Origin of the sequence: Sorangium sp. So ce887 (assembly GCF_051521455.1) — a bacterium.
Taxonomy (GTDB): Bacteria; Myxococcota_A; Polyangia; order Polyangiales; family Polyangiaceae; genus Sorangium.
The window spans coordinates 44159-62836 of sequence record NZ_CP150354.1 but is presented as its reverse complement, the minus strand read 5'-3'; the positions used below and the strand labels follow the sequence as shown (position 1 = coordinate 62836).

Annotated in this window: 14 protein-coding genes; 8 read left to right on the top strand and 6 right to left on the bottom strand. The window is 72.0% G+C overall.

What is annotated here, in order from left to right; all coding sequences use genetic code 11:
• The first annotated feature begins 52 nt into the window (after positions 1-52).
• The 6 genes from WMF36_RS00225 to WMF36_RS00200 all read left to right on the top strand — a co-directional run bounded on the left by WMF36_RS00225 (position 53) and on the right by WMF36_RS00200 (position 7169).
• Positions 53-1456 (top strand): protein kinase domain-containing protein, encoded by a 1404-nt coding sequence (locus tag WMF36_RS00225; protein ID WP_437577533.1) that lies wholly within the window; start codon positions 53-55, stop codon positions 1454-1456.
• Entirely contained in the window at positions 1443-2459 is a 1017-nt protein-coding gene (locus tag WMF36_RS00220; protein ID WP_437577532.1) for a tetratricopeptide repeat protein, read from the top strand. The genes WMF36_RS00225 and WMF36_RS00220 overlap by 14 nt, the downstream gene beginning before the upstream one ends.
• 280 nt (positions 2460-2739) lie before the next feature.
• A complete protein-coding gene (locus WMF36_RS00215; protein WP_437577531.1) occupies positions 2740-3543 on the top strand; it encodes an SRPBCC family protein in 804 nt (267 codons plus the stop codon).
• 6 nt (positions 3544-3549) lie between these two features.
• Positions 3550-4731, top strand: a complete 1182-nt coding sequence (locus WMF36_RS00210) for a zinc-dependent alcohol dehydrogenase (RefSeq protein WP_437577530.1) — start codon at positions 3550-3552, stop codon at positions 4729-4731.
• A 240-nt stretch (positions 4732-4971) separates the two neighbouring features.
• A complete protein-coding gene (locus WMF36_RS00205; protein ID WP_437577529.1) occupies positions 4972-5679 on the top strand; it encodes a hypothetical protein in 708 nt (235 codons plus the stop codon).
• 158 nt (positions 5680-5837) lie between these two features.
• The gene (locus WMF36_RS00200; protein WP_437577528.1) at positions 5838-7169 is read left to right on the top strand and encodes an alkaline phosphatase PhoX; all 1332 of its coding nucleotides are present in this window, start codon (positions 5838-5840) and stop codon (positions 7167-7169) included.
• Positions 7170-7272: 103 nt separating this feature from the next.
• On the opposite strand, the gene WMF36_RS00195 is transcribed toward WMF36_RS00200, so the two are convergent.
• Positions 7273-10089 (bottom strand): PBP1A family penicillin-binding protein, encoded by a 2817-nt coding sequence (locus WMF36_RS00195; RefSeq protein WP_437577527.1) that lies wholly within the window; start codon positions 10087-10089, stop codon positions 7273-7275.
• A gap of 120 nt (positions 10090-10209) precedes the next feature.
• Entirely contained in the window at positions 10210-11394 is a 1185-nt protein-coding gene (locus WMF36_RS00190; RefSeq protein ID WP_437577526.1) for a serine/threonine-protein kinase, read from the bottom strand.
• 86 nt (positions 11395-11480) lie between these two features.
• Here WMF36_RS00190 and pgeF point away from each other — a divergent pair, with 86 nt between their 5' ends.
• Both pgeF and WMF36_RS00180 read left to right on the top strand, forming a co-directional pair.
• Positions 11481-12293 carry a peptidoglycan editing factor PgeF gene (gene pgeF, locus WMF36_RS00185; protein ID WP_437577525.1) on the top strand — a complete coding sequence of 271 codons (813 nt, stop codon included), beginning with the start codon at positions 11481-11483 and terminating at the stop codon, positions 12291-12293.
• Between the two features lie 10 nt (positions 12294-12303).
• Entirely contained in the window at positions 12304-13566 is a 1263-nt protein-coding gene (locus tag WMF36_RS00180) for a bifunctional nucleoside/nucleotide kinase/histidine phosphatase family protein (RefSeq protein WP_437577524.1), read from the top strand.
• A 49-nt stretch (positions 13567-13615) separates the two neighbouring features.
• Here WMF36_RS00180 and WMF36_RS00175 read toward each other — a convergent pair whose 3' ends face one another.
• From WMF36_RS00175 to WMF36_RS00160, 4 genes are all read right to left on the bottom strand, one after another.
• Positions 13616-14608 carry a hypothetical protein gene (locus WMF36_RS00175; protein ID WP_437577523.1) on the bottom strand — a complete coding sequence of 331 codons (993 nt, stop codon included), beginning with the start codon at positions 14606-14608 and terminating at the stop codon, positions 13616-13618.
• Positions 14609-14688: 80 nt separating this feature from the next.
• The gene (locus WMF36_RS00170) at positions 14689-15678 is read right to left on the bottom strand and encodes a hypothetical protein (protein WP_437577522.1); all 990 of its coding nucleotides are present in this window, start codon (positions 15676-15678) and stop codon (positions 14689-14691) included.
• A 61-nt stretch (positions 15679-15739) separates the two neighbouring features.
• A complete protein-coding gene (gene rpoN, locus WMF36_RS00165) occupies positions 15740-17260 on the bottom strand; it encodes an RNA polymerase factor sigma-54 (RefSeq protein WP_437577521.1) in 1521 nt (506 codons plus the stop codon).
• Positions 17261-17809: 549 nt separating this feature from the next.
• A complete protein-coding gene (locus WMF36_RS00160; protein ID WP_437577520.1) occupies positions 17810-18445 on the bottom strand; it encodes a response regulator in 636 nt (211 codons plus the stop codon).
• Positions 18446-18678 lie beyond the last annotated feature (233 nt).

The following is an 18678-nucleotide window of genomic DNA, read 5'->3' as shown; positions in this document are numbered from 1 at the left end:
TCCCGCACGCTGCATCCACTATCCTTCGCGTGTGGACGCTGACTCGCCCCGCATGCCGACGACCGTCAGGGTCAGCCCCGGCGCGGCGGAGCGCCCTGCGGGCGCCGACGAGTCGGACCACTGGCAGCACGAGGCCGACGAGATCGTCGACGGCAAGTACCGTCTGGTCCGGCCGCTCGGGCGCGGGGGCATGGCGGAGGTGTGGCTCGCCGTCCACGTCACGCTCAAGACCGAGCTCGCCATCAAGTTCCTCAGCGTCTCGCTGACCGGCGACCCCGCGCGGAGCCGTACCGTCCTGGAGAGGTTCCGGTTCGAGGCCCAGATCTCGGCCCGCCTGGGCGCGCGCACGCGGCACATCGTCGCCGTTCACGACGCGGGCGTTCACGACGACATCCCCTATCTCGTGATGGAGTACATCCGGGGTCGAACGCTGTTCGCGGAGGTGCGCGAGCGGGGGCCGATCGATCCGACGCGCTTCGCGGACATGCTCGATCAGATCGCCGACGCGCTCACCGTCGCGCACGACATGGGCATCGTGCACCGCGACCTGAAGCCCTCGAACGTGATGCTCCTCGACGATCCCGGCGTGGAGCTGACGGTGAAGGTCGCGGATTTCGGCATCGCCAAGGCGCTGCACGGCGATCTCGGCCTCGATCGGCCGCGGGAAACGGAGGCCGACGTCATGCTGGGCTCGCCGAACTACATGAGCCCGGAGCAGCTCTCCACGCCGCTCTCGGTCGACGCGCGGGCCGACGTCTGGGCGCTCGGCGTGCTGGCCTACGAGGTGCTGACCGACTGGCCGCCGTTTCAGGGCAACACCATCGCCGAGCTCATCGTGGCGGTCAGCACCCGCGATTTCGAGCCTGCCACGGCGGTCCGGCGGTCGCTTCCCCGGGGGCTCGACGGCTGGTTCGCGCGCACCCTCGCGAAGGAGCAGGCGAAGCGGTTCGCCTCGATCCGCGAGATGGTGCGGGCCTACCGCGCCGCGCTCACGGCGCCGCCGCCCGAGCCCGCGGAGGCACCGCCGAGGCGTCGGCCGGCGGCGCTCGCCGCCGTGGTCGTCGCCTGCCTGGGCACGCTCGTGGGCACCGCCGCGCTCGCGTTTAGCCTGCTCGATCGGCCGCGCCCGGATCAGGCGGCGCGGCACCTGTCCCCCGGCGTGCGCGGCGCGCTCCAGGAGGCGCCGCGCTCGCCGCCCGCGCCACCGTCGCCACCGCAGTCCGACGCGGCGGCGCCAGCTGCCGGCGTCGCGCCGGCGGAGCCGACTGCCGGCGTCGCGCCGGCGGAGGGGTCCGCTCCCCGCGCCACGGCGACCGCGTCCTCGCGGCCGCGCTCGACCCAGCCCCGTCCTGGGGGGGACGGGGCCGCTCCCCGCGCCACGGCGCCCGCCAAGTCCGCGCCGCCGCCCACCGTGCCCCGGCGCCGCAAGGAGATCGACAAGAGTGAGATCCTTTGAGCGACAGCTCATCACGCTGTGCAGCGCCGCCCTGCTCGCGGCGGCGCCGGCCCCGGCGCTCGCCATCGGGGCGGAGGAGGACGCGAAGACGCTGTTTGCCCGCGGCCGCGAGCTGCGGAGCGCCGGCGAGTGCGAGCAGGCGGTCATCGCCTTCCGGAGCGCGCTGGAGATCTACCCCGAGGGGCTCGGCGCGCTGCGGAACATCGCCGAGTGCGAGGAGGAGATGGGCCGCTACGCCTCGGCGAGGCGGGACTGGTGGGATCTCCGGCGCGCCGCGCTCCAGTCCAATGAAGCGAAGTATGCCGGGTGGAGCGAGGACGCCGAGCTCCGCTACCGGACGCTCGGCAACAAGGTCGGGACGCTGACCGTCCGCCTGCAGGGCGCCGAGGGGAGGTCGCCGGTGCGGGTGGTGCTGGACGGCAAGCCGCTCGATCCGAGGCTCCTCGGCGTCGCGCTCGAGCGCGATCTGGGCGCGCACACGGTCGAGCTCTTCTACGGCGGCGCCGCGCCGATCACGGAGCGCATCGAGCTCACCCCGGGCGCCCATCGGGACGTGTCGCTCACCGTGCCCGCGCCGCTCTCTGCGCGCGACGCGGACGCCGCCCCGGGCCTCGCCGCGCCGCCCGCCGCTTCCAGCGGTATTCGCACGGGCGGCTACATCGCGCTCGGCGTCGGCGGCGCGGGCGCGATCGCGACCGTGGTGGCGCTCGTCGTGCGCGCCGGCGCGCTGTCTGCGGTCGAGGACGGGTGCTCCCCTGCCGCCGGCGGGGGCTACACGTGCCCGCGGTCGCTGCAGGGGGACTACGATACGGGGATGACCGCCACGACGCTCGCGGGCGTCTTCGCCGGGGTCGGGCTGGTCGGCATCGGCGCCGGCGTCACGCTGCTCCTGCTGAGCCCCTCCGAGGCCGCCTCGCCGGCGCCTGGCAAGCCGCCCGTGGCGGAGCTCTCGCTCACGCCGTCGCCGGGCGGCCTCGGCTCGCGCCTCCTCGTGAGGTTCTGAGGTCCGGCGCACGGCGCGGCGGCGCGCCGCGCGGCGGGCCGGGCGCTCGCGACACGACCGGAGCCCCCGGCGTGTGGATCGGAGCAGGCGCGGGCCTTGCCTCACCTCGCCGCGAACACGAGCTGACGTCTGCGCGTGCACAGGGCGCCTCGCCCTCATCGAGCCGCGCCCCGGACGAGGTCGCGCCCCCGCGCGGTGGGGTAGGGCGACGCCCTCCGCCGGCGGAGGCTCTCATCGGCGCGCGCAGGCGAGCTGACCGAGGTTACGGAGGAGTTGTGTCATGACGATGCTCGAACCGATTTCCAAGGCGCCGCCGCTGGCCGAGCGAGACCAAGCTGAGGCGCACAGAGCAGCTGGAAGGGCGGAGCGCTTGCTCTCCACGATCGGCGGCAGCGCCCTCGTGGCGTACGGGTTTGCTCGCCGCAGCGTGCCCGGCCTGGTCCTCGCGCTCGCGGGCGGAGCGCTGATCCAGCACGGCGTCTCGGGCCGCCGCGGCGCCGCTCGATCGCCCGACGATCGCGCCGCCTCGCGCGCGCCGCTGCTCCGCGCCGGCGAGCGCGCCGGCCGCCTGTTCGGCGCGCTGGCCCCCGAGGCGACGCGCGTCGCGCGCACCGTGACCGTCGCCAGGCCCGCGGACGAGCTCTACCGATTCTGGCGTAATTTCGAGAACTTACCACGTTTCATGGAGCACCTCACCGAGGTCGAGGTCATCGACGGCAGCCGCTCGCGGTGGAAGGCGAGGGCGCCCGGCGGCGGCTCGGTGTCGTGGCGGGCCGAGATCATCGAGGATCGGGAGAACGAGCTCATCGCGTGGCGCTCCCGCGAGCCGGCCGACATCGAGAACGCGGGCTCGGTCCGGTTCGTCCCCGCGCCCGGCGGCCGCGGCACCGAGGTCCACGTGACGATCGACTACAAGGCGCCTGCCGGCGCGCTCGGCCGGGCGATCGCGAAGGTCTTCGGCGAGGCGCCGGATCAGCAGCTCGGGGACGATCTCCGCCACTTCAAGCAGCTGATGGAGGCCGGCGAGATACCGACGATCGAAGGACAGCCCAGCGGCCGGAGATCGGCCGCGCTGGGGGGGTGAGGCTCCATGCGCGCGCTCTGCTGGAATGGTGTGAACGATCTCCGCGTCGAGACGGTGTCGGATCCGCGGATCCTCGCCCCGCACGACGCCATCGTCCGCGTCCGGATGTCGTCCGTATGCGGCTCGGATCTGCACCTGATCGACGGGTTTGTGCCCACGATGAAGAAGGGGGACATCCTGGGGCACGAGTTCGTCGGCGAGGTCGTCGATGTCGGCCCTGACGTGAGCAAGCTGAAGAAGGGCGACCGCGTCGTCGTCTGCTCGATCGTCGGCTGCGGGCATTGCTTCTATTGCGAGCACGAGCTCTGGTCGCTCTGCGACAACTCGAATCCGAGCCACGCCGTGCTCGACAAGGCATTTGGCGACACGACCGCCGCCATCTTCGGTTACAGCCATGCCTTTGGCGGCATAGCCGGCAGTCACGCCGAGTATGTCCGCGTCCCGTTCGCCGATCAGGGCGCCTTCAAGGTCCCGGAGGCGGTCCCCGACGACCGCGCGGTGTTCGCGGCCGACGCCTTGCCGACGGGCTACATGGCCGCGGACATGTGCGGGATCCGCCCCGGCGACGTGATCGCGATCTGGGGGGCCGGCGGCGTGGGACAGATGGCGATCCTCAGCGCCTACCTGCTCGGAGCGGAGCGGGTCATCGCGATCGACAGGCTCCCCGAGCGCCTCCGGCTGGCCAGCGAGCGCGGCCGCGCCGAGGTGCTCAATTACGATGAGGTGGACGTCCGCGAGGCGCTCCGCGACATGACGGGCGGCCGCGGCCCCGACGCGTGCATCGACGCGGTCGGGATGGAGGCGCACGGACGCGGCCTCGAGTACGCCTACGACCGCGCCAAGCAGGCGATGCGGCTCGAGACCGATCGCCCGTTCGTGCTGCGCGAGGCGATCATGGCGTGCCGCAAGGGAGGCACGGTATCGATCGTCGGCGTTTATGGCGGCCTCATCGACAAGTTCCCGATGGGCGCGGCCATGAACAAGGGCCTGGTCTTCCGGATGGGGCAGCAGCACGGCCAGCGCTACATCCCGCGCCTGCTCGAGCACCTCGAGCGCGGCGAGATCGATCCGTCGTTCCTCGTGACGCACCCGATGAGCCTCGAGGAGGGTCCTCGCGGATACCAGCTCTTCAAGAAGAAGCAGGATGGCTGTATGCGCGTCGTCTTCACGCCGGCGGCGAGCGCCTGAGCCAGCGCTGCGAGCCACGACGAGCGCACGACCGGGGCGGCGCAGATCGATCTGCGCGCCGGCGACGACGGCCTCTGCTCGCCGTCGGTCGAGCGCTTCGTCGCATCGTCGCAGGCGCGCGCTGGGACGGATCTCGTCGCACCGCGACGTGAGAGCGCGCGGCGCTGAGCTTGTCTTTCCGCCCTGGGGCGCTACCCCTTGACGAGGCACGGGCGCGCGCAGGCAGACGGCGAGGTCGAGATGAGCTCACGGCGAAACAAGATCCTTGGTTCGGTGGCAGGGAGCGGCGCGGTCGCCGTCCGCGGGGCGGCAGAGGCGCTGTTCTCGGCGGCGGGCAAGGGGCTGCTCGACGAGGGCGCGCGGGAGGGCCTGCGGCGCGCGATGGTCGAGAACACCACGGCGGTCGTGGACGTGTTCGCGCCTGGGCTCTCGCTGGGGGCGCAGGCGACGGCGAAGATCGTCGTGGATCAGGGCGGGAAGCAGGCGGGCGCGCTCGTCGCGCAGCAGGCGGCGCGGCAGGTGGGCCAGGCGGCGCTCGCCGACGGCGCGTCGGCTGCGGTCGCCAGGACGCTGGCCCGCGAGGTGATGAAGACCGCGGGCCGGGAGGTCCTGAAGGGCGCGGGCAAGGCGGCCGGGATCGGGTTCGTCATCGACGGCGCCTTCGGCGCGTACGAGGGGGTCACGGCCTACCAGCGCGGCAAGATGACGAAGAGGGAAGCGATCACGCACGCGGCCCAGGAGGCCTCGACGGGCGCGGTGGCCACCGGCGCCGGCGTGCTGCTCGCGGCGGGTCTCGTCGCGATCACCGGCGGCGCTGCGGCGCCGCTCGTCTTCGCGGTGGGCGCGGGTGGCGCGATCGGCGCGAAGCAGATCCTGCGGCGGTTCGTGGGCCGAGTGTCCTCGAAGATCCAGGTCCGCCCCGTTCCTGACGGAAGCCAGGTGGGGTGACGCCGCGCGGCGGCGCGCGTCCTGACGAGCGCCGCCGCAAACTCGAACCGTCAACGCGCGCGGGCCGGCGTTCGTCGTGTGCATCACCGCGGCGGCGGCCTCGTGGCGCGCCCGCTCGACGGCTTTCGCGCGGTGGCCGTTCGACGTAGATCCTGTTCATGAAGCGACGCGTCCCGAGGCGATCCTTCTTGCGCATCGGCGGGGCTGCAGCCGCGGCGTTGGCCCTGCCGTTCTCCCTGGTCTTCGCGCGGAGGACGGCCAAGAAGGCGGCCGGCCGGTTCGGGCCTCTCGTGCCCGATCGAGCGGGCATCCTCGACCTCCCCGCGGGCTTCGCCTACCGGATCCTCGAGCGCGCCGGCGGCGACATGGAAGACGGTTACCGGGTGCCCGGTCGTCCGGATGGAATGGGGTGCTTTCCCGGGCCAGATAACACGTTGATTCTGCTCAGAAATCACGAGAATGGGCCGGCGGACAGGAACATCGGACCGTACCGAGCCGGCCAGAATGCGCCGGCCGAGGCGTACGACGCGGCGAGCATGGGCGGCGTCACGAGGCTCGTGCTCGACGCCGCGACGTTCGAGCGCCGCTCGAGCAATCTCGTGCTCGCAGGCACGAACCGGAACTGCGCGGGCGGCGTGAGCCCCTGGGGCTGGCTCACCTGCGAGGAGAACGTCGACGCTCGCCACGGCTATGTCTTCGTGTGCGCCGCGAACGCGTCCAGGGTGGCGCCGCCGCAGCGCCTGACCGGCTATGGCCGCTTCTTCCACGAAGCGGCGGTCGTCGACCCCGCGACGAACATCGCTTACCTGACCGAGGATCGGGCGGACGGCTGCTTCTACCGCTTCAAGCCGACGGACCCCGCCGCTCCGTTCAAGGGCCAGCTCCAGGCGCTCGCCGTCGTCGGGGCCCGCAAGGTCGATGCGTCGGGCTGGGCGCTGGGGGAGCCACGCGAGATCGCTTGGGTCGATATCGACGATCCCGATCCGCGGGACGACACGGTCCGGAAGGACGCCCAGGCCAAGGGGGCCGCCGTCTTCCGGCGCGGGGAAGGCATCTGCCTCTCGCAAGGTGTCGTGTACCTCTGCGCGACGAGCGGCGGCCCGGCCGGCGCTGGGCAGATCTTCCAGCTGGTCCCTGCGGAGGACGGCGGCACGCTCCAGGTCATCGCCCACGCGACCGACACGGAGGATCTGGACGCGCCCGACAACATCACGCTTGCTCCCTGGGGAGAGCTCTTCCTGGCGGAAGACGGCAGCCGGGGGAACTATCTTCGAGGCGTGACGGAGGACGGGGAGATCTTCGACTTCGCGCGCAACGCGCGGAGCCTGAGCGAGCTCGCCGGCGTGTGCTTCTCGCCCGACGGCAAGGCGCTCTTCGTGAACCTGCAGGAAGACGGGCTCACGCTGGCCGTCACGGGCCCGTTCCCCGAGGCCGGCGCGGGCGCCAGCGGCTCGATCCCGACAGGGACGGCGACGCCGGGCGCCGGGTAGAGCGGCGACCGCGGCCGGTGCGCCGGGAGAAGAAGGAGCTCTCCGGGCGCTCCGGCGCTCCGTCGCTCGAGCCGATCCGGGGCGCTCACGCGCCGCGCGTCGCTCAGAACGGCGGCGGCGCCGTGTCGCCGGCCGGCAGCGGCCCTGGCTCCGGCGCGTGCTCCGGCTCGATCGGCCCCGGCGCCGTCCCCGGCTCTGTCGGCCGCGGCCCCTCGCCTGGCGCCGGCACGACGCCCTGCAGCTCCTCCGGCGCTCCGCCGCCGGCGCCCTCCGCGCCCGCGTCCGCCTCGGGGACCGGCGCCTCGTCGGCCGGCTCCGTCCCGGCGACGAACACCTCCTCGATGGCGTCTTCCTGCCCCTCGCGCGCGAGGAGGCCCGTCAGCGGATCGATCTTCACGCGCACGACGCCGTTCGGCACCGGGAAGTCGGCCACCGGGCGCTTCCCGTGCGCCTGCTTCATGAAATCCACGAACGCCGGCAGCGCCGACGTCGCGCCTGCCTCGCCCTTGCCGAGCGGCGCCGCGTCGTCGTAGCCGGTCCACACCGCGCACGCGATGTCGGTCGAGTAGCCGACGAACCAGGTGTCCTTCGACTGGTTCGTCGTCCCCGTCTTGCCGGCGATCGGCCGCCCGAGCGCGCGCGCCTGCTTGCCGGTCCCGCTCTGCACGACGGACGTCAGCAGGCTCGTGAGCACGTAGGCCTCCGACTCGTCCATCACGCGGTGCGCCGGCGGGCGCGGCGGCAGCGGGATCTCCGCCCCGCCCGGCCCGACGATCTTCGTGATCAGGACCGGCTGCTCGTAGACGCCGCCCGCGGCGATGCTCGCGTACGCGGCCGCCATCTCGCGCGGCGTGACCTCGTACGCGCCGAGCGCGAGCGACAGGTCCGCGCCGAGCTTCGACTGGATGCCGAGCGCGCCGGCGAAGGCGACCACGTTCGAGGCGCCGACGCGCGACAGCGCCGACACCGCGGCGACGTTCACGCTGTGCGCCACCGCCTCGCGGAGCCGCGCAGGCGACTTCCCCTCGCTCTCGTCGTGGTTCTGCGGCTTGTAATCGACGATGGACAGCGGGGTCGTCTCGAGGATCGTCGACGGCGTCAGCGTGCGCGCGTGGATCCCGTAGCCGTAGACGAGCGCCTTGAACGTCGACCCGGGCTGCCGCCGCGCGAACGTCGCGCGGTCGAGCCCGCCGCGCACCGCCTCGTAGCTGCCGACGAGGGCGACGATCTCGCGCGTCCGCACGTCGACGGCGACGAGCGCCCCCTCGGGTCCGAGCTCGAGCCGCAGCGGCACCGGGGCCGCGGGCTTCGCCGGGTTGCCTGCGGGCGCGGCGCGCTTCGCCTCGCCGGCGGCGTCCTCGTCCTCTTCCTGTCCCGGCGCGACCGCCTCGACGACCGGCTCCGGCGCGGGGCCGATCAGGCTGACGCGCACCACCTTGTCGACGTCGGCGAACTTGCTCGCCACGAGCCCGTTCGGGTTGTACCGCTGCGCGCCGCGGAGCGCGACCGTGCCTTCCAGCGTGCCCACGCGCACCGAGAGCGTCCCTCGGGCGTCGTCGGCGCCGGTCACGATCCCCCGGAAGACCTTGTGGCCGGCCGGTGTCCCCTCGAAGGGCGGCGGCTCCTTCTTGGTCCGCGCGAGCGGGCCGAACAGCTTGTGCCGCTTCGCGTAGGCGTCGAGGTTCTTGCGGACGGCCGCGCGCGCCGCCGCCTGCAGCGCCGGATCGATCGTGGTCGTGATCGTGTAGCCGCCCTGCTGCGCGGCGGGCCCGACGACCTCGCGCAGCACGCGCTGCGCCTCGCTGACCACCTCGGGCGCGAGCTCGGCGAGCGACTCGGTCTCGATGGCGAGCACCACCGGCTCCCGCTTTGCCTGCTCGACCTGGATCTCGTCCGCGAAGCCCTTGCGTTGCATCTGGTCGAGCACGAAGTCGCGCCGCCCCACGGCGCGCTCGAGGTTCGCCCGGGGCGAGTACACCGACGGCCCCTTCACGACGGCGACGAGCAGCGCGGCCTCGGCGAGCGTCACGTCGCGCACGCTCTTCCCGAAGTAGTAGCGGCTCGCCTCCTCGACCCCGTAGCGGCCGTGACCGAAGTAGATCTTGTTGAGGTAGAGCTCCAGGATCTCGTCCTTCGTGAGCTCCTGCTCGATCCTGCGGGCCAGGATGATCTCGCGCGCCTTGCGCTTGTAGGTCCGGTCCGGCGTGAGCAGGACGTTCTTCACGACCTGCTGCGTGATCGTGCTCGCCCCCTGCCGGGTCTGGGTCGAGCGGAGGTTCACCGCGAGGGCGCGGAGCATGCCGAGGTAGTTCAGCCCGGCGTGCTCGTAGAAGCCCGCGTCCTCGGCGGCGAGCGTGGCCAGCTTCACCTGGTTCGGGATCTCGCCGATGCGCACGACGGTGCGCCGCTCGGTGAAGAGCTCGCCGAGCCGCGTCCCGTCGCGCGCGAGGATGCGCGTCACCTGCGGGGGCCGGTAGTCCTTGAGCTCGCGGGTCGAGGGGAGATCCGCCTCGTAATGTCGGACCACGAGCACGACGGCGGCGGCGGCGAGGACGAGCAGCGCCGCGAGCGCGATCCCGATGCGCTTCGCCCAGGTGGCGATCCTGGCGCTCCGCTCCTGTGCGGCCGCGTCGTCCGGCGGGGGTGGCGGGCGGGACGGGCGCGACGGGACATCGAGGTGCGGCGCGCTCACCGGCCGCGCCGCCGCGCTGATCCGCTGCGGCGGCTCGCTCCCTCGCCCTGGCGGTCCGGACCTCCGCGCCGGCGGCTCCGACGCCTGCCGCACCGGCGGCTCCGACGCCCGCCGCGCCGGCTCCGACGCCCGCCGCACCGGCGGCTCCGACGCCCGCCGCGGCGAATCGGCCCTCCTGGCCGGATCGTTCTCGTTTCCTCCTGGGTTCCCTGATTGCTCCGAGGCCATGACGACGTCCCCGTGAACGCTGGCGCAGGCGATGCGCATCCAGCGCGCCCGGCGCGCCGGAGCGGCGACGCTAGCACGCCCGTGGAGGCTCGCCTCGATCCAGGGCGCAGCCGCGGAGGCTCAGCCCTGGAACAGCCGCATCGCCACGATGGTGATCAGGATGCCGGCGATCAGGCACCCCGCTGCGATACCGACGAGGAGCAGCGGCTTCGCCTCCGCCCTGGCCGCCGGCGCCTTGGCGAGGGGCGCGGGCTTGGCGGCGGGCGCCTGCGGCTGCTGGGCCATCTTCACCGTCTTCGCAGGCGACTTGAACGGCGACGACCCGGGCGGCCTGCTCGCCTGGAGCGCGGCGGCGTGCTGTTTTGCCGCCTGCTCGAGCGCCGGGTTCGCCTTCTTCGGCATCATCGCCGTGTAGCCCTTGCCCGCGCCGCCTGCGAACGGCTTGAGCGCGTCGGCGAACTCCGCGGCCGACTCGAACCGATCCTCGGGCCGCTTCTCGAGCGCCTTGCCGAGCACCACCCCGAGCCCCGGCGGGAAGTGCTTCCCGGCCACGCGCTCGTCGAGCGGGATCGGATTCCTGGTCACGTGGTGCTGGATGTACTCCATGGGCGTCCGCGCCTCGAACGGCAGCTTGCCCGTGAGCACCTCGTACAGGATGGTCGCGAGCGAGTAGATGTCGCTGCGCGCGTCGAGCACCTTGCCCTGCGCCTGCTCGGGCGACATGAACTCCGGCGTCCCGAAGACCATGCCCTCCTGCGTGAGCATCACCGACCCCGGCCGGAGCTCGCGCTCCGTCACCTTCGCGAGGCCGAAGTCGAGCACCTTCGGGTAGTCCTTCAGCCCGCCGTTGGTCGACAGGAAGATGTTCTCGGGCTTGAGATCGCGGTGCACGATCCCCTGGATGTGCGCCTCCTGCAGGGCGCCGCAGACCTGGATGAGGATCGGGATCGCGCGCTCGACGGTCAGCGGCCCGTCCTTGCGGACCACCTGGTTCAGGTTCTTGCCCTCCAGGTACTCCATCACGATGTACAGCGAGCCGTCCTCGAGCTCGCCGTAGAGCAGCACCTTGACCGTGTTCGGGTGGGTGAGGTGGCTCATCGCCCGCGCCTCGCGGCGGAAGCGAGAGACAAGATCTTTTCGGTTCGCGAGCTTCGGGTGGAGGATCTTCACCGCCACCATCCGGTTCATCGCCGGCTGTGTGGCCTTGTAGACCGACCCCATGCCGCCGGAGCCGATCTTCTGAAGAATCTGGAACTGCCCCCCGAGCAGATCTCGACCGATATTCGGGTCCGGACCGGCGGCCATGCGTGGAGCGGGAAAATACCACGCAACCCACCCGTATCGTCTATGACCGAAGCAGCCGACGCATCCGATCGTTCGTGGCGCCCCAAATGACCGCAAAAATCGACGTCCCCGGGGCGGCCGAGGCGCTCGAGAGCCCGCTCCTCGCCTCCGCCGGCTTCTCGCACGCCTTTTTCACCCGGCGCGGCGGCGCCAGCGCCCCCCCGTGGGACACCCTGAGCTTCGCCGTGGCGCTCGGCGACGACCCCGCCGCCGTCCGCGAGAACCTGGAGCGCGCCGCGCGGCGCCTCGGCATCCCGGCGGCGCGGCTCTATTACCTCAGCCAGGTCCACGGCGTGGCGGCGCGGGTGCTCACCGGAGCCGAGGATCGTGACGACGTCGTCCGTGAGGTTGGCGACGTTACCCTCGCACGCGTGCCCGGCGTCGGCTGCGGCGTTCGCAGCGCCGACTGTGCCCCCATCCTCCTCGCCGATCGCCGGAGCGGCGCCGTCGCCGCGGTCCACAGCGGCTGGCGCGGCACCGTCCTCCGGGTCGTGGTCGAGGCGGCCCGCGCGCTCAGGGCGCTCGCCGGCCCCGGCGCGGATCTCGTCGCGGCGATCGGTCCGCACATCGAGGCCTGCTGCTTCGAGATCGGCGACGACGTCGCCGCCGATCTCGCCGCCTGCTCCAGCGCCGGCGACGCCGCCATCGTCCGCCGCGCCCCCGGCGCGCGCCCGCATGCGGACGTCCGGCGCATCCTCAAGGCTCAGCTCGCCGAGTCTGGCCTCGACGCAACCTCGGTCGAGGACGTCCCGGGGTGCACCGCGTGTGACCCCGCCCGCTTCTTCTCGTACCGGCGCGACGGACAGCGAAGCGGCCGGTTGCTTTCCGTCGTCGTCGCCGGCCGTACCGTCATCGGCTAGAACGCTCCCCATGGTCTCGCTCGCGCGCGACTCGTCGCCGATCGTCCTCGCCATGGTGGGCCTGCCCGCGCGGGGAAAGACATCCATCGCCCGCAAGATCGCGCGGTATCTCTCGTGGCTCGGCCACCCCACGCGGCTCTTCAACGTGGGCAACTACCGCCGGGCGCACCTCGGCACCGCGCAGCCGCACCAGTTCTTCGACCCCGACAACTCCGAGGGCCGCCAGGCGCTGCTCGGCATGGCGATGACGGCGCTCGACGACCTCATCGGCTGGCTCAGCTCCGGCGGCGAGGTGGCGATCTACGACGCCACGAACAGCACCCGCGCCCGCCGGAACCTCGTGATGGAGCGCTGCCAGGCGCACGGCTTCCCGGTCGTCTTCATCGAGTCGATCTGCAACGACGAGTCGATCATCGAGACCAACGTCCGCGAGACGAAGCTCCGCTCGCCCGACTACCAGGGCGTCGATCCGGAGGCGGCGCTGCGCGACTTCCGCGCGCGCATCGCGCACTACGCCCGCGCGTACGAGCCGCTCGGCGAGCCCGAGAAGAGCTACATCAAGATCATCGACGTCGGCCGCCAGGTCGTGCTGAACCGCATCCACGGCTACCTGCCGGCGCGCCTCGTCCCGCTCTTGATGAACATGCACCTCACGCCGCACCCGATCTGGCTGACCCGCCACGGCGAGAGCGTGTTCAACGAGAAGGGCCTGCTCGGCGGCGACTCGGATCTCAGCGGGCGCGGCGACGAGTACGCGAAGAACCTCGCCGGCTTCATCCGCGAGCGCTCCGGCGAAGAGCACGTCAACGTCTGGACGAGCACCCTGCGCCGCACGATCCAGACCGCGCGCCCGATGACGCAGAACCACGTCGCGTGGCGCGCCCTCGACGAGATCGACGCGGGCGTCTGCGAGGGCATGACCTACGAGGAGATCCGCCAGCAGATGCCCGAGGTCTTCCACGCGCGCGCGGCCGACAAGTTCCGCTACCGCTACCCTCGCGGCGAGTCGTACGAGGACGTCATCCAGCGCCTCGACCCGCTGATCATCCAGCTCGAGCGCCAGCGCTCGCCCGTGCTCGTGATCGGCCACCAGGCGGTGCTGCGCGCGCTCTACGCCTATCTCGTGGATCGCCCCGCGCCCTCGTGTCCGACGCTGCCGATCCCGCTGCACACCGTCATCGAGCTGACCCCCACCGCGTACGCGTGCGAGGAGCGCCGCTTCCAGCTCGCCCCGGCGGTCCAGGGCGGCGACTCGAGCACCGCGCACCCCTGATGCTTCCATCGGGGCGACGCGCGCGCGGCCGCGGCGACGTGCGGCCGGGTCAGCGCTCGCGGCTGATGAGCTTGCGGAGCAGCTCCAGCGGGTGGAACGGCAGCATCGCGGCCATCTCGCTGTCGGTCCCGGCCCGCTCGAGCACCGCCCGCATCGCGGGCCCCACGATCCCCATCGGATCGATCCGCTCCGCGATCGCGCGGAGGGCGCTGAGCGCCGCGCGCCCCGCGTCGATCCCGAGCGGGATGGCGAGCGCCGCCGGCACCGGCGCGAGGATCACGTCGCGCACCGCGACCGCCCGGGCCCAGGCGCCCGGGCTCGGATCGACCTCGAGCTTCCGGATGGTCTCCGCCTCGGCGAAGCAGCCGAGCGACAGCTCCCCTGCCCGCTCCTCGATCGCGCGCGACAGGTGCCGGTAGTCGCGGCGCCAGTCGCCGGCGAGCAGCCCCATGTCCTCCCGCACCTCGTCCGGCCCGAGGATCAGGCTGATCCCGCGCGCGTCGCGGCGCAGCGCCACGCTCGTCCAGAGCTCCCCGCCCTCGAACAGGCCGATCACCATCGTCTTGCCGACCCCGGCGAGCGACTCCAGCGTGCCCCGCACGACGCCCGGCGACGGGATCGGCACGCCGTGCAGCCGCGCCGGCCAGAGATCGATCGTCCCGACGAGGAGCTCTTCGCGCGCGAGCTGCAGCAGGAGGAGCGTCTGGGCGATGAGGTCGTCGCCGCGCCGCACCCGCGCCCCGAACCGCTCCACGATCGCCTCGAGGGCGCCCGCCTCGATCACGGCGGCCCAGCTCGCGTGATGGGACGCGGCGAGCTCCTCCGCGGAGAGCGTGGCCGCGCGCTGCGCGTCGTCGATCCGGAGCCGGCCGGCGTCGGTGTGCACGAGCTTCCTGAGCTTGCCGCCCGCGCGGACCGCGACGACGCCGCCGCGCGGCCGTTCGGCCTCGTCGACGCTCGTGCGTCTGGGCCGGAACAACGACAGCACGCGGATCCAGTCGGTCGCGGTGAACCCCTCGAAGCGGACGTCGGGCGACAGCACGGGGCGAGCCTACTCCCGGGACGCGCGCCGGTCAGCCCGGCGCGCGCGCGCCGTCGGGCGGCGCACGGCGACGCGGCCGGCTACGCCCCCCACCAGAGCATCTCGTGCGCCTGGGTCTCGCCGCGGACGGGCACGATCACCCGGATTTTCTGGCCCTCGACCTGGACCACGTGGGCGGGGAAGCTGTCGGCCGGGTAGTACGCGGATTTCGCGAAGCCGTTCGCGTCGAGCCAGAACAGGTGCACCCCCTCCGCGGTCGCCCCGTGCATGAGGAGCATCCGCCCGCCGCCGAGCAGCGCGAACTCCATGCTCTTGAAGGCCATCTCCTCGAAGCGCTCCGGGGACGGGAAGTCCTCCCCCACCGACCTGAGCTCCGGCAGGTGCGCGCGGAGGTGCTTGTAGAGCGTGTCGTAACGCACCTTCGCGAGCCTCGGGATCCGCCGGTCGCCCGCCGCGATGACCGGCAGCCGCTCCGCGTCGAACGTCGGCACCTCCACGTGGATGCGGTAGCGATCCACGAGCCTGCCGCGGTCGATCTCCTCGTCGCTGAGCGCCTTGAGCCACCACTGGAAGAGCGCGAGATCGCCGGTCCCTGCGCTCGACTCGAGCCGGACCAGCGACTCCCACAGCGGCCTCCGGACCTGCCATTTCCCCCCGTGGTTCTTGACGACGCACGCGCCGACATAGAGCGCCCCGTGCGTCACGAGCGTGACCAGCATGGACGGCTCTCCGGCCCCGCTCGCTGTCGACGTGCCGCGCATCCCCGCACCGCCCGCTCCTCCTGCCGGCGAGAGCCAGGCGTCGCGCCGCTCGCGCGTCAGCGCCGCGCCCAGCCGGTGGACCGACGCATCGGAGAAATCGAGCCCGAGGTCGGGCACGTCGAACGCCCCGGGCGCGAGCCGGGCGAACACCTCCGCCGCGTGCTCGATCTGGGCCAGGATCGACGGGTTTCCAGCCGGGTTTGCGTCGGTGGAGCGCATGGCCGCGAGGTCGGCGAGCGCGTCGGGCGGGTAGTGCGGCGCGAAGAAGCGCTCGAAGAGCTGGGCGGCCGTGATCGGTTCGGCGGGCATGGCAGGAGGCCGGGAAAGGGGGGGGCCGGAACGGGGGTCGAGCGGGCGCGTCCGGCGCCGTTCAGAACATCTTCTTGCGCTTCGACGAGCTCAGGATGCCGAGCATCTCGCGGTACTTGGCCACGGTGCGGCGGGCGATCTTGATGCCGTCCGTCTCCTCGAGGATCTTGACGATCGCCTGGTCGCTGTAGGGATTCGACTTGTCCTCGGCCGCGATGATCTTCTTGATCGCCTGCTTGACGCTCTCCGAGGCGATGTCCTCGTCAGCCACCCTGTGGATCGACGAGTTGAAGAAGTACTTGAGCTCGAAGAGCCCCTGGGGCGTGTGCACGTACTTGTTCGACGTCACGCGGGAGATGGTCGACTCGTGCATGCCCACCGACTCGGCGACGTCCCGCAGGATCATCGGCTTCAGGTAGCCCACGCCGCGCTCCAGGAACTCGCGCTGCTTCTCGACGATGCACTCGGTCACCTTGATGATCGTGCGCCGCCGCTGCTCGATGGCGCGGATCAGCCACTGCGCGCTCCGGAGCTTCTCGCTGATGAACTCCTTCGCCTTCGGGTCCTTGAGCATCCGCTGGGCGAGGTTCTCGTTGATGTAGAGCCGCTGGAGCCCCTTGTCGTTGTCGGTGACGACGAACTGAGAGCCGTCCTTGATGACGTACACGTCCGGGGTGATGGCGATCGTCTTCTCGTCGACCTCGGCGAAGTTGCGCGCCGGCACGCTCTCCAGCTTCTGGATCTCCTGGACCGCGTCGTAGACCTCCTCCAGCGGGATCTTCAGCGCCTTGGAGATCGCGGGGAAGTTGCGCCGCTCCACGTTGTGGAGGTGGTCCTTGATGATGGCCATCTCGATCGCGTCGAAGCCGAGCACCTCGGCCTGCACCCGCAGGCACTCCGACAGATCGCGCGCCGCGACCCCGACCGGATCGAAGCGCTGGATCATCGCCAGCACCTCCTCGGCGTCCTCGGGGTGCAGCTCCGCCTCCCGCGCCAGGTCGGCGAGGCTCATGTCAGGGCCCTTCGTGCCGTCGGGACGTTCTCCCCCCTTGAGGTCGAGGTATCCCTTCTCGTCGATGTTGCCGATGACGAGCAGGGCGAACTGCCGCTCGTTCTCGACGAAATCGCTCATCTGGAGCTGCCAGAGCAGGTGGTCGCGCAGGTTCGACGGCTTCGTCAGGTTCTGGTCGATCGGCGGCAGCTCGTCGAAGCCGCCCCGGTGCGCGGGCATGGCCTGCTGCAGCTGGCGGTTTTCCAGGAATTGCTCCCAGTCGACCTCCTTGACCCGCTTTTCCGTCTCGCGCGCCGCGATGTCGGTGTCGCGGTCGAACCGCTCGCCGTTCTCGAGCCGCTGCTCTGTCGGCAGGTCGGCGTTCCTCCCCCTCTGATCCCCCTTCTCCCCGTCCCGCGCCTTCGGGTCGGTCATGTCGTCGGCGAGGACCGGGTTGCCGTCCAGCTCCTTCCTGATCTCGTCGACCAGCTCGAGCCGCGAGAGCTGGAGCAGCCGGATGGCCTGCACCAGCTGCGGGGTCATCACAAGCTGCTGGGACAGCTTGAACTGGAGCTTCATCTCCATGCCCATGAGGAGCTCCTTCTCTCAGTTCGCCGCCTGCGCCACCCGCCGAACGGGGGCCGGGGCATTGCGCGAGGTTCGTGCCATCGAGTGTTTCATTGGTGGCCTCACCCCCAACGTAGCATCGAACGGGGCAGCGGCCCGGGTCTTGCTTTCACGTCTGCACCAAAAAATAGCGCAGGGCCTGCATCCTGTACTGCTGAACGCGGTATCAGGCTCCACCATGGCGGATTTCTCCGCCCTACCCGGAGTGTGATCCTCGGTCTGTTAGAATTGGCCCCCGCCAACGGATCGTTGCACCATCGGCTCCCGATCGGGAGGCTTGAAATCCCGAAAAATTAGGCGATGGCGCGATGGGACAGCCGAAGGTGCGCTGACCTGCGCTGGGGATCGAGAGCGAGCGCGGCGACGCCTCGCAGGATCTCGAGCCGCGTGAAGGCCGAGCGCGTCGCCGACGGGCGGGTCGTCCCGCTCGGGCACCGCGGGCCCGGCGAACTCGCGGGCGAGAGCGCGCTCGCGGGCGCGCCGGCCTGATCTCGTTCGACCGGCGGCGGATCGTCATCCGGGATGGCGCGCACCTCGCGGCGCGCGCCGCGGCGACCTGAGCGTGCGCCCCGACGGACCGCTGCGCGTCCTGCGCTGGAGCCGGACGACGGCGGCGCCGCTCGCCTCGACGACGTCGCCGCCGCGCGGCTCGGTCGGGCGGTCTACCGCACCGGGGGCGGCCCGGTCGGGGGCGCACGCGCCTCGCTCACCCGGTCCGCTCCGCTCTGGATTGTCGAGCTCGCCGCGGACCAGCCGGAGGCGAGGAAAGACCCCGGACCTCGTGGATGGCCGGGGGCTGAGATCGACGAAGATCGTGCTGAGCAGCCGGCCGAAGGCGTACGGCTTGAGGAGGACCTCGCTCACGTCGTCCGCTCCGTCGCACGAGACCGGCTCGTCGGCGCAGAAGACGACCCGCCGCGGCATCGTGCCCTCGCGCCGCAGGCGGCCCAGGATCTCCCGGGCGCCCTGGGTCCCGGGAGCGAGATCGATCAGCGCGACGTCGTAGACGCGCTCGCGGGAGAGGGAGATCGCCTCCTCCAGCGTTGCGGCCGGGCTGACGAGGGCACCGCGGTTGCCCAGGAGGAGCGCCGTGGCCCTCCGGAGGACATGGTCCTGATCCAAGAGGAGAACGTTCGGTTGGTACGTCATCGGGGTTCCCTGCGGCTTGCAGTCGAATTGCGCCGCATCGACGGGGACGGCGACGCGCGCGCGCCCCACCGTTCAGCGGCAGCATCCGCGTCCGCGGACGGTCCTCCCTCTTCGCAACGCACGTGCCGACAGCGTGGCGCCGCCGTCGCCCGACCCTCGTCGGCCCTGGTTCTCGGCGTCAACGCGGCCCTTTCGAGCGACGCCGCCGGTGAGGCCGCCCCGTCGATCCCGGG